The organism is Sorangium sp. So ce204 (assembly GCF_051526795.1).
GTDB classification, from domain to species: Bacteria; Myxococcota_A; Polyangia; order Polyangiales; family Polyangiaceae; genus Sorangium; species Sorangium cellulosum_B.
Map to the genome: position 1 here is coordinate 1,808,708 of NZ_CP150317.1, position 13,772 is coordinate 1,822,479.

Sequence of the window (13,772 nt, forward strand, 5' to 3'; positions counted from 1 at the left end):
CGCACGTTGCCTGCTGGATCGCTGGGGGGCGGTCAACGTGATCGTGGATTGCTTGACAACCCGATGGTCCTTCGCACGATTCATCATCGTGGGGGAGCATGCGTACAGGACCCGACGATCACACGGAGCCAGGCGCGCTCGTTGTCGACCATGCCCGTCGCCTGGGGCCGGGCGAGCCCGCGCGCTCGGAGCCCGCTGAGCGCGCGGGCCTCGGGCCGCGCAAGGCCGCCTCGGGCTGCCCGCCGGAGCAACGTACGGGCGATCTCGGGACGAAGAGCCCTCCGCCGGGGAGCGGCCGAAGAGCCCAGCCGAGCACGGTCGCTATCGACATCCCGACGGACATCGCTCGCAAGTGGCAGGAGATGACCGATCTCCTCGCGGAGATCCTGCGCGTCCCGGCCGCTCTGATCATGAGAATCGAGCCGCCGGAGATCGTCGTCTGCGTCTCCAGCGAGTCGAAGGGGAACCCCTTCGCGGCCAACGAACGAGCGCGCCTCGGCACCGGGCTCTACTGCGAGAGCGTGATGAAGAGCCGAACGCCGCTGCTGATCCCGGACGCCCTGAAAGACGAGCAGTGGAGGTCGAATCCGGACATCGAGCTCGGGTTGATATCCTATCTCGGTTTCCCGATCTCCTGGCCCACGGGGGATATCTTCGGAACCATCTGCGTGCTGGATGACCGCGCGAACCATTACAGCAAGGCCTATCAGGCGCTCATGGAGCAGTGCCGCGACGTGATCGAGATGGACTTGAAATCCATCTTCGCCCTCGATGCTCGCCTGGCAGAAGAGGCCCGGGCAAAAGAGCGGCTGGAGCAGCAGGTCGCCGAGCGCACCGCGGACCTGCGCCACGTCAACGCCCAGCTCAGGCAGAAGATCGCCGACCACGAGCGGACGGAGGCGGCGCTGCGGAAGGTCGCGGAGGAGTGCAGGTGCGCGGAGGAGGCGCTGCGCACGAGCCAGGAGCTCCTGCGCGCCATCATCGACAGCTCGACGGCCATCGTCGCCGTCAAGGACATCGAGGGGCGCTACCTCCTCGTCAACCGCCGCTTCGAGGAGCTGTTCGGCGTCGCGCGCGAGGCCATCGTGGGCAAGAGCGACGATGACGTGTTCTCCCGGGAGCACGCCGCGGCGCTCCGCGCTTTCGACCGGCGGGCGCTCCTCGCCGGGACGGCGCTGAAAGACGAGGAGGTGATGCCCGAGGACGACGGCGTGCACACCTACCTCACCATCAAGTTCCCTCTGCGCGACGCCGCCGGTGTCCCGTACGCGGTGGGCGGCATCTCCACGGACATCACGGAGCGGAAGAAGATCGAGGCGGAGCGCGCCCTGGTCCTGGAGCACGAGCAGAGGGCTCGGACCGCCGCCGAAGCCGCGGTGCGGATGCGCGACGACTTCCTGTCGATCGCCTCCCATGAGCTCTACACCCCCATCGCGGGCCTGAAGCTCGCCGTGCAAGGCTTGATGCGCGAGGCGACGACGCTCCCCGCCGGCGCGACGAAGCTGGCCAGGATGGCCGAGCGGCAGTGCCAGCGGCTCGTCAGGCTCATCGAAGATCTGCTCGACGTGGCCCGGATCCAGGCAGGCAAGCTCGATCTGAGGCTGGGAGACGTCGATCTCCGGGCGCTTTCGGAAGAGGTCGTGGAGCACTTCGACGTGGAGCTGAAGCAGGCAGGAAGTACAGTGCGCTGGCGGGCAGACGCTCCCGTGGTGGGCACGTGGGACAGGGCCCGTCTGGAGCAGGTGGTGACGAACCTGGTGTTGAACGCCATCAAGTACGGGAGGGGCGAGCCGATCGAGATCAGCGTCGCGGCCGAGGGCGAGGTGGCCAGGCTGGTCGTCGCCGATCGCGGCATCGGGATCGATGCGAGCTGCGCGCCGTACATCTTCGAACGCTTCGAGCGAGGCGTCTCGGCGCAGCACTACGGCGGCCTCGGCCTGGGGCTGTACATCAGCCGCCAGATCGTGGACGGCCATGGTGGCTCGATCCGGGTCGAGAGCGAGCTCGGCGCGGGGGCTGCCTTCATCGTGGAGCTGCCCCTGCGCCGGCGGCGCGACGCTCTGCCGACCGAGGTGTCTCCGCCGGCCGGAGGTCCCGATGAGCCCGCGGGATGATCATCACGACGGTGTCTTGATCGTCGACGACGACAGCGGTTTTCGCGCCGTCGTGGAGGAGCTCTTGCAGGCATGCGGCTACGAGGTCGTCTGCGCGGAAAATGGCGCGGTGGCGCTGGATCTGCTCCGCCGCGGCCTCCGGCCGGGCATCATCCTGCTCGACCTCATGATGCCGGAGATCAACGGCTGGGAGTTCCTCGCGCTCAAGCGACGGGAGCCCGCGCTGGCGGACATCCCGGTGGCGATCCTGTCGGGCGTCGACGCTCTGGAAGCCAAGGCAGCCACCCTGGACGTGTGCGCGCTGCTCAAGAAGCCGATCGATCTCGACGCCCTTCTCGCCGTGGTCGCGCAGACACGATGAGCTCGCGTCGGGGAGCTCGTTCGGCGCTCGAGACATCCTCCAGCGACGGCGTCGACCCCGGCGAGAGCGGCGGGGGTCGCGCCCATGGCCATGGCGGGTCGCCTACGGCTGACCCGTTCACCCTCGCCGACCGGTGGCATCGAAGCGCGAAACCTGCGGGAGCTCGGGGGCATCGAGCCCCGCGAACGGATCGCGCCAGGCGTCGAGCTGCCACAGGCGCGCGTGCCAGGCCGCGACGCGCGGGTAGTCCGAGAGCGGCAGGCCGGCGAGATCCGCGAACGGAAGCACCGATGCCATCCGAAAGTCCGCATACGAGACCGCGCTCCCGACGAGCCAGTCCCTGCCGCTCAGGACCTGTTCGAGCAGCGTCGCCGCCTCGGCGAACCCCGAGAGCCCCTCCACCACGAGGTCGTCGCGGATGGGACCGAGCCCGTAGCGCTGCTTCGTCACCCGCTCGAAATGGACCTTGTCGCACGCGGCGACGAAGTTGTGCGTGCCCCAGCTCAACCAGCGGATCATCTCCGGTTGCGCGGCGCCCGTGCGCCAGAAGTCCGAGCCCGTGAGCTGCGAAAGGCGGCACGCGATCGCGTCCGTTTCCCAGAGCGACTCGTCCCCCTCGACCAGGATGGGCACGCGCAGGTTCGGATTCAGCGCTCGAAACTTCTCCTGCTGTGACGGGTCGAGAGGAGCCGCGTGGACGTAGTCCACGGGTGCATCGAGGTGGCGCGCCACGGCGACGGCGACCCGTGGATTCAAGTTTCGGCTGAAGTACAGCTTCATGGATCTCGTTTCTCGTGCGTGGCTCAGCCACAGGAAATCACAGCACGTGAAGCAGAGCAAGAGCGTACAGCGGGAGACGGGGAGGGGAGAGAACTAGAATCCCCAACTCTCGCCTCCCCGCCTCCCCGCCTCCCCGCCTCCCTGTGAATCCTTCCTTCTTCCTCTCCGCTCAACCCGATCGATTCATCCATGCATCGACGATGAGGCCGCCCTGAGGTCACCTCTCGCTGTCGAGCATCGCCATCATGGGCGCGGGGTAGCGGGTGCCGGCGATCGCCTCCGCGGGGACGGCGGCCTCGAGCTCGGCGAGGTCGGAGGGCGCCAGCGCGATCTCGAGGCCGGCGAGGGCATCGTCGAGCTGCTTCCGCGTGCGCGCGCCCATCGTCGGGATCACCGTGACGCCCTGCGCGGCGCCCTTGGCGCGGACCCAGGCGACGGCGAGCTGCACGGGGGTGACGCCGCGCCTCTCCGCGAGGCGAACGAAGGCGTCGACGAGCGCCTGGTTCTTTCGAGCGTTCTCGCCCGAGAAGCGCGGCATGTGGGCCCGCAGGTCGCCCGCGCCGGCCGGCTTGCTGCCGGCCAGCAGGCCGCGCGAGAGCACGCCGTACGCGGTGACCGCGACGCCGAGCTCGGCGAGCGCGGGGAAGATCGTCGCCTCGGGGCCGCGGCTCACGAGCGCGTACTCGATCTGGAGGTCCACGATCGGGTGCACCTTCGCGGCGCGGCGGATCGTCTCCGCGCCCACCTCGGAGAGGGCGATGTGGCGGACATAACCCGCCTTCACCATGTCGGCGATGGCGCCGATCGTTTCCTCGATCGGGACCGCCGGGTCCAGGCGCGCGGGCCGGTAGACGTCGATGTAGTCGACGCCGAGGCGCGACAGGCTATGGGCGAGGAAGCTCTTCGTCGCGATCGGACGAGCGTCGAAGCCGAGGAAGGTGCCGTCGGGCGCGCGCAGGCCGCCGTACTTCACGCTGAGCACGGCCTTGTCGCGCCGGTCCTTGATGGCCCGGCCGATGAGCATCTCGTTCTTGCCCATGCCGTAGAAGTCGCCGGTGTCGAGGAGGTTCACGCCCCGATCGAGCGCCGCGTGGATGGTCGCGATGCTCTCCGCCTCGTCGCTCTCGCCGTACCAGCTGCCCCCGCCCATGCTCATGCAGCCGAGGGCGAGGGGGAAGATGGAGGGGCCAGTCTTGCCGAGCTTGGTGGTGTTCGTCGTCGTCATGCCGTCACTCTAGGCGCTCGCGTTTCATTGCTCCAATGAATAGGTTCTATTCTCGACATGCCTGACGTTTATGGAATAAACCTCGACCTGAACCTGCTCCGCGTCTTCGCCGTCGTCGCCGAGGCGGGCAGCGTCACGGAGGCGGCGAGCCGGCTGTACCTGACGCAGCCGGCGGTGAGCGCCGCGCTCCGGCGCCTGACCGCGACGATCGGCGCGCCGCTCTTCGTACGGAGCGGGCGCGGGGTCGCGCTGACGAGCCGGGGCGAACGGCTGCGCGCGTCGCTGAAGCCGCACCTCGGCGCCCTGATCGACGCCGCGCTGGCGCCGCCGACCTTCGACCCGAAGACGTGCGAGCGCACCCTCCGCCTCGGGCTCTCCGATACGGCCGAGGTGTGGCTGCTCCCGCCGCTCTTGCGCGCGCTCGAGCGCGAGGCGCCGCGCATGCGCGTCGTCGCCGTGCCCGTTCAGTTCCGCACCGTGGGCGCGGCGCTCGCGGGCGGCGTCGACGCGGCGATCACGGTCGCCGACGATCTACCTTCGAACGTCCGCCGGCAGCGGCTCTTGAGGACCGGCTTCACCTGCCTGTACGACCCGCGCCACGCGCGCCTGCGCAAGCTGACCGAGGCCGAGTACTTCGCGCACGATCACGTCATCGTCTCGTACAACGGGGACCTGCGCGGCTTCGTGGAGGACCTGCTCGGCAAGACGCGGAGGATCCGGTGCTCCGTCGCGACCTTCTCCAACCTGGGCGCGCTGATCGACGGCACAGCGATGCTGGCGACCGTGCCCGAGATCGTCGCCGACGACATCCGCGCCGTCAGGCCGCACCTCCGGACCAAGCCCCTGCCGTTCGAGGTCCAGCCCGGGTACATGGAGCTGCTGTGGCCCGCCGCCACGGACGACGACGAGGCGTGCAAGTTCGCGCGGGAGAAGATCGTCCAGATCGCGCGGCCGCTGAGCAAGAGATGACCTGCCTGCCGGCCCGTCAGCGCTCATCGGCCCGGAGAGAGTTCCATCGAGGCACGACGATCATCGATCGTTCTTCCGGCCTTCCCGCCTTCTGGCTCCACCTGGAGCGCTGTCTGCCCCTGGTCCCTACGCGCCCGTCGCCCCGCGCGGCTGCCGCGCCGCGGCCGTCGCATAAGGCGGCTCGCGGCCGGCGCGCACGGCGGCGAGATCGGCGCGCATCGTCCTCGCGTCGGGATAACGCTCCTGCTTGAGGAAGGCGAGGGCGCGGTCGACCACGGCGCACAGGCCGGGCGGCGCCGTGGGGGCGTGCATCGCGAGGGGCGGCGCCTTCTCCGTGGCGACCGCGATGAGCAGGCGCGCGTCCTCGAGGTTGCCGTGGATCGTGCGGCCCGCGAGCAGCCGGAACATCGTCGCTCCCAGGCCGAAGAGGTCCGTCCGGCCGTCGATCTCGCGGATGAGGCCCAGGGCCTGCTCGGGCGCCATGTAATCGTCGGTGCCGATCGACACGCCCGTCGCGGTCTTCGTCATCTCCGGCACCCCGGCGACGTCCTCGAGCAGCGGGTCGAGGACGCGCGCGAGGCCGAAATCGAGCACCCGCACGCGCCCGTCGTTGCCGATGTGGAGGTTCTCGGGCTTGAGATCGCGGTGAACGACGCCGTGCTCGTGCGCCACGATCAGCACGTCGAGGACCCGCTCGCCGAGCGCGAGCACCTGGCCGACAGGGAGCGTCCCGTGCCGCGCCATGCGGTCGAACACGGTCTCTCCCTCGAGCACCTCCATGGCCATGTAGACAAGGCCGTCGTCCGTGGCCCCGGACTCCAGCACCTGGGGGAGCCCGTCGCAGAGCGGCGCCACGGCGGCCAGCGCGCTCCCGATCGGCCCCTCGCGCAAGAACCGCTTTCGCACCGCCTCGATCTCGGCGAGCTCGGCGTGCAGGACCTTGAGCGCCGCCACGCACCCGTCAGCCCGGCGGCAAAAGAAGACGCTCGCCATGCCGCCGACCCCGAGGACGCTCTCCACCGCCCAGGGGCCGATCCACGTGCCGACGCGCTGCTCCGCCAGCTCCTCTTCGGTCGCCATGGGGAGATGCTACCACCGGCGGCTGCCCGCCGGGCCTCGTCCCGCAGGGGCTCGTCCGCGCCCCTCTTGCAGGGCCCCGGCCGCGTTCCTCGGGGCGAGGACTGCGCTCACCCTGGCGACCGCGGGGCGACCGTCTTGCGGCGGACAGGACGAGCAGGTGCTGGAGGTCAGCGCCCCGTGGACGTCCCCGGCTGAGCGAGCGCCTGGACCGCTCGCCATAGCTGGGTCACGAGGTCGCGATCCAGGCCGACGGTGGAGAGCTTTCCGAGGCACCCGGCGCAGATGTGACCGGCCTGGAGCTTGATAGCCACGTCGGCCTTCTGCTGGCAGAGGTCGAAGAGGCAGGCGAGGGTCTCGGCGTGCAACAGCTTCGCGGGCTCATAATCGGCGGAGAGGGCGTGCAGCCCGTAGAGGAGCAGCTCGTAGGCCACGAAGGACGCGGCTGGCAAGGAGATGAGCTGATCCAGGCCGGCCAGCGAGATCACCGCCGTCCGGTGTCCCGGATGCCAGTGCGAGAACCAGCGGTCCGGCAGGGGCTGCTCCACGAAGACCACCTTGAGGGCGCCGGGGTCCAGCGAGTCCGCGTCGGCGACCAGCTCGTCCTCGTCGCGCTGCGAGAGCGGATCGGCAGGGATCGGGGACCCCTCGAGCGACTCGTCCACGTCGAAGGCCGGCGCGCCCTTCACACCGCCGAGCGCCTGGGATGCCGTCCGGAGCAGCGGGGCCAGCCGGGCAGCCGTGGGGACGCCGAGGACCCGAGGGCCGGGCCGGACGCGGCCGCCCATCTTCATGGCCATCATCGCGTCGTAATAATGGCCCTTCTTGCTCAGGGAGGACATCGGCCTGGAATAGGCGTCCCGCTCGGCGTCGAGCCGGTCCGCCTCGGCCTGGATCTCGGGATCCCCGCCGGCATAGCTTCGTAGCCGGCTGGCCGCGTCGGCCAGCGTGGACGCGGCTTCCTGCCACTGGCGACCGTCGTTGAGCCCCAGGGCCACCCGGCGAGCGCGGGCGGCGTCGAGCGCAGCCGCGGCCCGGAGCACCTCCGGATCCGCCGGCTGGGCGCGCGCCTGCTCCTCCGCGACCCGAGGCCATGACAGCGTCCAGGGCTCCTTCGACAGCGCGCCGTCCCGGTCCGCGAGCGCGACGTCGACCACGAGCGTCTCGGCGATCGCGCCGGCGGGGAAGCGCAGCCGGAACATCGGGGCCAGCACCATCCCGCCCGGGAGCGAGCCGAGCGAGAAGGAACAAGTCCCGCCGTCGCGGGTGCAAGGGTAGTCATTGAGCGACTCCACCTCGACGCCCTCGGGCGCGCGGATCACGAGCGCGGCGTCGCGGGCGACCACGGAGAGCACCTCGCCGATCTCCCGGCCGACGAAGCCGGGGAGCTCGTCGGCGCGCGCGGCGAAGTAGAAGTTGCCGCCGCCCTCCTCGGAGAGGCGGCCCAGGAGGAACTCGTTGAAGCCCTCACCCAGGCCAAGGGTGCTTGTGGTCACCCGGCGCAGCCGCTCGGAGCGGGCGCGGGAAGTCAGCTCGTCGGGTGAGGTGATCCCGTGGTTGGCCTGGCCGTCGGTGAGCAGGAGGACGCGGCCGATGGCATCCTCGGGCAGGTGCGCGCCCACCTCGGCGCAGCCGCGGAGCCAGCCGCCGCCCAGGTCGGTGTTGCCTCGCGCGGTCACCGTGTCGAGCGCGGCCTCGGCGCGGAGCCGCGCCCCGGGCGTGGCCTCGGTGGAGGGGATGGGCACCTCGACCTGGTGGTCGAAGGTGACCACGCTGAAGCGGTCGCCGGGCTGGAGGGTGCGGATGGCCTGGCGAGCAGCTTCCAGCGCGAGCCGGAGCTTCTTGCCGGACATGGAGCCGGAGCGGTCAATCACCAGCGAGAGGTGGACAGGCTTGCGGGCCTGGCTCCCCTCGGGCCGGGGTACCGTGATCTCCACCCGGAGCAGTCGCTCCGAGGGCTCGGCGGGGAGCCATGGTCGATCGGGGCGGGCGTTGAACATGGCACCATGGCACACCCCGCCCCGGGCTGCCGTCAACGGGTCGATGGCTTCCGCAGGCCGGCAGATCGCCGCATCGCCGCATCGCCGCGCGCCGAGCTTCACGCCAAGGAGACTCCCTCGATGCCCGTCATGCACTCGCTCCCGCCGGTTCATCGCCCTCTCGAGGACGCGCTCGCGCTCGGCCCCGCGCTGCTCGCGCGCGCCCGCACGGCAGAGGCGGCGCCCTGGCTCGCCGCCAGCCTCGTCGAGGGCCCCGCCGTGGTGCTGGGCGCGGCCCAGCGCGCGGCGCGCGTGGTCGACCTCTCGGCCTGCGCCGCGCGCGGCGCGAAGGTCCTGCGGCGCGCCACGACGGGCACCGCCGCGTTCCTCGGCGGGCGCGGCGTCGTGTGGACCCTCGCGCTGCCGCACGCCGCCTCGCTCGCGCCCGACGCCACGGCCCGGACGCTCCTCAACCGCAACGTGCGCGGCTTTCTCAAGGGCTTCTCCCGCGCCGGCGCGCCCGCGCATTACTTCGGGCGCGAGTGGATCTCGCTGCAGCACCGCCCCGCCGCGCTGCTCGGCCTCGACGCCACGCCGGACGGCGCGCTCCTCATCGAGGTCTTCGCGGGCCTCGACGCGCCGCCCGCGATCCCCCCGGAGCTCGCGGCGCCGGACGAGCGCGTCATCGACCGCTGGCTGGGCAAGGCCCCGGCCGCGCTCTCCGACGTCCTCCCGGCGCGCCTCTCGCTCGAGGCGCTCGCGCGCGCCGTCGTCGAGGGGGTCGCCCTCCGCGCCGCGCTCCCGCTGATCGACGGCGGCGAGGCGCCCGAGCTCGCGGCCGAGCGCTTCCAGCCCGTGACCGCGCCCGACGACCCGGTGCCGCCGGGCGCCTCCGCCGCGGCGCTGGCGCGCGTGCCCATCGGCTGGATCGAGGCCGCGGCGCTCGCCAACGTCCCGCATGTTCCGCTCGTTTCGCCGGCGCGCGCGTGGCTCGGCGGCGACGTCCTCACGGCGCGCTGGCTCCTCGACGCGCTCGGCCGGGGGGATGCGCCGGCGCGCGGCGAGGACGTCGACGCCGAGGCCTCGCCGCTGGAGGGGGCGACCCTCGCCGACCTGCGCGCGCTCGCGCGGCGCGCGCTCGCCCTGGGCCGCGCGCCCGGGGGCTGATCCGCCTCGGAGGCCTCAGAGGAGCGCCTGGCACGGCGCGAGCTGGCTCGCCAGGGGCCCGAGCGCCCCGCCGGCCGCGCCCCCGGCGAGGAGGCCCGCCAGCGCAGGGCGCGGGCGAGGATCCGGGTCGGGGACATGCCGCCCTCCGTCGAGGCGATAACGCCAGCGGGGACCCCGGGCGACGAGATCGGCGATCGCGAGGAGGAACCTGTCGATGTCCGCGGCGCTGGTGCCGACGCCGAAGCTCGCCCGCACCGCGAGGGGCACCGCCGCGCTTCCGCTCGCCTCCGGCGCGCGATCCCCGGCGAGCGCCGTCATGAGCGGGTGCGCGCAGAACGACCCGTCCCGCACGCCGATGCCGTGCTCGGCGCTCAGGGCCGCGGCGACCGCGCCGGGATGGAGGCCCCGCACATTGAACGTCACGACGCCGATCCGCGGGCTCTCCGGGCCCCACATCGCGAGGCGCTCGACCCCGGGCACGGCGCACAGGCCGCGCGTCACGCGGTCGAGCAGGCTCGCCTCGTGCGCCGCCACGGCGGACATGCCCACCTCGGAGAGCGCGCGGCACGCCGCCGCAAGCGACACAGCGCCGACCACGTTGGGCGTGCCGGCCTCGTGGCGGGGCGCGCCGCTCGCCCATTCCACACCGTCGTGCGTGACGCGCCGGACGGCGCCGCCGCCGGCGAGGTAGGGGCGCGCGGCGTCGAGCCAGTCGCCGCGGCCGACGAGCACCCCGCCGCCGAAGGGGGCGTAGAGCTTGTGACCGGACAGCGCCACATAATCAGCCCCGATCCCGGCGAGCGCGATCGCGCGGTGCGGCGCGAGCTGGGCCGCGTCCACGGCGAGCCGCGCGCCGTGGCGATGGGCGACCGCGGCGAGCTCCGGGAGCGGCCACAGCTCGCCCGTGACGTTGCTCGCCCCCGTCACGGCGAGCAGCCGATGGCGTGAGAGCACGCCGCGCAGCGCGCCGTCGGCCCGCGCGATCGCCTCGTCCGCGCTCGCGGGCACCGGCAGGACGACGGACCGACCGCGCCGCCACGGCAGCTGGTTCGCGTGGTGCTCCGAGGCGAACATCACCACCGTCGTGTCCTCGGGCAGCGCCGCGGCGAGCAGGTTGAGCGCGTCGGTGGTGTTCCTGGTGAACACCACCGTGTCCTCGTCGCGCGCTCCCACGAAGTCCGCCACCTCCTGGCGAGCGGCGGCATAGAGCTCCGTCGTCACGGTGGACGCGAACCCCGCCCCGCGGTGCACGCTGCTGTACCAGGGCAACACCGCCGCGACCGCGTCGAGCACCGAGCGCAGGCACGGGGCGCTCGCCGCGTAATCGAGGTTCACGTAGCCCACCCGCTCGCCAGTCACGAGCGGCACGGAGAGGTCCGCCCCGACGACGGGCAAAGGGAGCGCGCCGAGGGCAGGCGCCGCCGGCGCGCCCGCGTCAGGGCGCCAGTCCACGATGGAAGCGATCGACATACCACCTCACGAGTCCAGGGGACTCCGGGCGACCAGAGTCCGCGCTTGCCCGCCGCACATGCGGCCGGCCAGGTCGTCACCCGGGACACCCCACCGCGGATCGGAGGGTTGTCGGCCAGCGAGCCGGGGCTACGCGCTGGCGCTCATGACCTGCCGAACCATTACCGCGTTGGTCGCCTCGTGGCAAGGACCGGCTCGACCTCACAGCCGCCCGCTCGGCTGCGCACGCCGGTACGGTGGTTGCATTGTGGATCTCCGGGGCAACGCGACGCCGCACATCGCGGCTCCTGGACAGCGCCCTCACGGCCGACTCTGCCGCACGAGGCGGGGTGCGACCGTGAGCCGTCCGTCCTCCAGCGCACCCCGAGAGAACCCATGAAGACACCCGGACTCCTTCTCGCTCTCTTCCTCCTTTGCGCCTCCTGCAGCGCCTGCAGACCGGACGAGAGGCTCGCTCCCGTGGGCCACGGCGGCTCCGCGCCGGGCGACGCAGGCGCCGAGCCGGACGCCACCGAGGGCGGCGCCGGGGACGACCTGTTCGCCCGGCTCCCGGAGATCGCGCCGACGGCCACAGGGCGGCGGGGGGCGGCGGCGACGGTCAATCTCCGCGGGACGCTGGCCGCCATCGAGATCCTGAAGCGAGGGGGGGAACGCCGTCGACGCCGCGGTCGCCGCGGCGGGCGTGCTCGGCGTGACCGACCCGTTCTCCTGCGGTATCGGCGGCGGCGGCTTCATGCTCGTCTACCTGGCCGGCGAGCAAGAGGTGATCGCCCTGGATCACCGCGAGACGGCGCCGTCCCGGCTCGAGGCGAGGTCCTTTTATGAAGACGGGGCGCCGATCGCGTTCAATGAGCTCGTCACGAGCGGCCTGTCGGTCGGCGTGCCCGGCACGGTGCGGGGCTGGAGCGAGGCGCTCCGCCGTCATGGGACGCTCGGGCTCGGAGACGTGCTGAAGCGGGCCATCCAGGTCGCCGAGGCGGGGTTCGACGTCGACCAGACCTTCCTCGACCAGACCCGCCGCAACCTCGCCCGATTCCAGGCGATCACGAGCAGCAAAGCGCTCTTCCTGGGGCCCGACGGCGCGCCGTGGCCCGTGGGCACGATCTTCAAGAACCCGGATCTGGCCGGCACCTACCGGCCCATCGCCGAGGGCGGAGAGAAGGCGTTCTACGAAGGGCGGGTCGCCGAGGCGATCGTCGCCGCGGTGAAGTCGCCTCCCGTCGAGCCCGGGAGCGCGCTCGACGTCCGGGCGGGGGTCATCGAGCTCTCGGATCTCCTCGGCTCGCCAGGCGGGTCCACCATCATCACCACGGTGCTGCAGATCCTCGTCGGCCATATCGATCTGGGCCTCCCCATCGACAGCGCGCTCGCGGCGCCGCGCCTGTCGCAGCGCAACTCGGGCGACGGCGCCACCGACGCGGAGACGGCGTTCCTGAGCGCCCCGGAGGCCGAGGGGCTCGCGTCCCTGGGCCACGTCCTCTCCGACGCGGGCACGATGGCAGGTGAGATCGGCGCGGCCACCGCCCTGCGCTTCAACGGCGATGGAACCGTGACCGCGGTCGCCGAGCCGGTCCGGCGCCACGGCGGGAGCGCGATGGTCGAGCAGGAGCGGTGAGCGCGGCGCGCGCGCCCCTCGGGGCCCGGACCCGACGGCCGCCCCGAGCACCGCGGAGGCGGGGCGCTCAGGGCGCCGGGGGGTGAGGCGCCATCTGCGCCAGCGCGGTGAACCAGTCCTCGAGGTGCCACGTCCGCGCGATCCGGTCGGGCGAGGCCCGTCGCGCGATCCTGTGTTGATGGGGCAGCAGTCGGTAAGTACCGTGATGCTTCAGCAGCAACGGCATCGCGGCCCGCGGGCGAGCGCCAGCGCTGATTCCGTCCACCCGCAGTCCACTGCGGGAGCTCGTCATTGCAATCCACAGGTCGCGGGCGGCGCTCACGCCTTCCAGGCGTCTCTGGGGGTCCTGACGCCGACCCGGCGGCCCCCTGGACGGTGGAGACGCTGGCGCCGGAGGCGGGGCTGTCGCGCGCGGCGTTCGCCCGCCGGTTCACGCCCGAGCTGGGCGAGCCGCCGCTTGCGTACCTGACCCGCTGGCGCATGGGGCGAGCGGCCGGACCGCCGGGCGAGATCGAACGGAGCTGTTTCCGTCTTCCTCGCGCGCGCTCCCCGGGCGCTTGACGGCCGTCGGGTGGAGCTCAAGAGAGCGTTTCCCAAGCTCATCTCTGGCGCCGTGATGGGGAAGAATTCGAACACACAGGATCTGAGCCATAGAGAGGACGCAGCGTTTCTTCGTCCTCTCCTCCGTGTCCACCGCCTCGGTGACGCGTGCAGCCGTCGACCAGGTGGACGATGAATCTGCCCTGGGCTCGACATCCGAACGCACCCCCGCGTCGCTCCTTCAGGCTTGCTGTGCGTTGTTGCGGCGCACATCCTTTGCCTCCCTGCTACCTGCCTCCCTACCGCCTCCCTTCCAGCTGCCTTCGACCTCCATGAGCTCCCGATCGCGGCGCTCGCGCGCCTGGTCCGCGCGCGCTCGCTGTCGCTGCGGGATGGCGTCTCCACTCGAGGCCGCGCGCTCTGGCTGCAGGCCTACCAGCGCCTGCCCGCCCGCATGTCACCAGAGCCGTGGCCG

General features: G+C 72.1%; 10 protein-coding genes, 1 pseudogene and 1 riboswitch. Of the genes and pseudogenes, 6 read left to right on the plus strand and 5 right to left on the minus strand.

What is annotated here, in order from left to right; all coding sequences use genetic code 11:
• The first annotated feature begins 98 nt into the window (after positions 1-98).
• Positions 99-2,114, plus strand: coding sequence for a sensor histidine kinase (locus WMF22_RS06755; RefSeq protein ID WP_437298279.1), 2,016 nt, complete (start codon positions 99-101; stop codon positions 2,112-2,114).
• Positions 2,098-2,475 carry a response regulator gene (locus WMF22_RS06760; protein ID WP_438035234.1) on the plus strand — a complete coding sequence of 126 codons (378 nt, stop codon included), beginning with the start codon at positions 2,098-2,100 and terminating at the stop codon, positions 2,473-2,475. The genes WMF22_RS06755 and WMF22_RS06760 overlap by 17 nt, the downstream gene beginning before the upstream one ends.
• A 117-nt stretch (positions 2,476-2,592) precedes the next feature.
• Here the strand turns inward: WMF22_RS06760 and WMF22_RS06765 are convergent, their stop codons facing one another.
• Together WMF22_RS06765 and WMF22_RS06770 are read right to left on the minus strand one after the other, a co-directional pair.
• Positions 2,593-3,255 (minus strand): glutathione S-transferase family protein, encoded by a 663-nt coding sequence (locus tag WMF22_RS06765; protein ID WP_438035235.1) that lies wholly within the window; start codon positions 3,253-3,255, stop codon positions 2,593-2,595.
• A gap of 217 nt (positions 3,256-3,472) precedes the next feature.
• The gene (locus tag WMF22_RS06770; RefSeq protein WP_437298282.1) at positions 3,473-4,480 is read right to left on the minus strand and encodes an aldo/keto reductase; all 1,008 of its coding nucleotides are present in this window, start codon (positions 4,478-4,480) and stop codon (positions 3,473-3,475) included.
• A 57-nt stretch (positions 4,481-4,537) separates the two neighbouring features.
• Between WMF22_RS06770 and WMF22_RS06775 the strand changes: the two genes are divergently transcribed.
• A complete protein-coding gene (locus WMF22_RS06775; RefSeq protein ID WP_437298283.1) occupies positions 4,538-5,449 on the plus strand; it encodes a LysR family transcriptional regulator in 912 nt (303 codons plus the stop codon).
• Between the two features lie 126 nt (positions 5,450-5,575).
• On the opposite strand, the gene WMF22_RS06780 is transcribed toward WMF22_RS06775, so the two are convergent.
• Positions 5,576-6,529, minus strand: a complete 954-nt coding sequence (locus WMF22_RS06780) for a serine/threonine-protein kinase (protein ID WP_437298284.1) — start codon at positions 6,527-6,529, stop codon at positions 5,576-5,578.
• Between the two features lie 167 nt (positions 6,530-6,696).
• Entirely contained in the window at positions 6,697-8,526 is a 1,830-nt protein-coding gene (locus WMF22_RS06785) for a vWA domain-containing protein (protein WP_437298285.1), read from the minus strand.
• Between the two features lie 120 nt (positions 8,527-8,646).
• Between WMF22_RS06785 and WMF22_RS06790 the strand changes: the two genes are divergently transcribed.
• Complete coding sequence (locus tag WMF22_RS06790; protein WP_438035236.1) at positions 8,647-9,672, plus strand: lipoyl protein ligase domain-containing protein; 1,026 nt, start codon at positions 8,647-8,649, stop codon at positions 9,670-9,672.
• A gap of 15 nt (positions 9,673-9,687) precedes the next feature.
• Here WMF22_RS06790 and WMF22_RS06795 read toward each other — a convergent pair whose 3' ends face one another.
• A complete protein-coding gene (locus WMF22_RS06795; RefSeq protein WP_438035237.1) occupies positions 9,688-11,142 on the minus strand; it encodes an aminotransferase class V-fold PLP-dependent enzyme in 1,455 nt (484 codons plus the stop codon).
• Positions 11,143-11,178: 36 nt separating this feature from the next.
• A riboswitch (SAM riboswitch) is annotated at positions 11,179-11,293 on the minus strand.
• A gap of 540 nt (positions 11,294-11,833) precedes the next feature.
• Here WMF22_RS06795 and WMF22_RS06800 point away from each other — a divergent pair.
• Both WMF22_RS06800 and WMF22_RS06805 read left to right on the plus strand, forming a co-directional pair.
• Positions 11,834-12,757, plus strand: a complete 924-nt coding sequence (locus WMF22_RS06800) for a gamma-glutamyltransferase (protein WP_438035238.1) — start codon at positions 11,834-11,836, stop codon at positions 12,755-12,757.
• A 354-nt stretch (positions 12,758-13,111) separates the two neighbouring features.
• A pseudogene (locus WMF22_RS06805) lies at positions 13,112-13,252 on the plus strand (AraC family transcriptional regulator); the annotation flags it as partial.
• Positions 13,253-13,772: the final 520 nt, after the last annotated feature.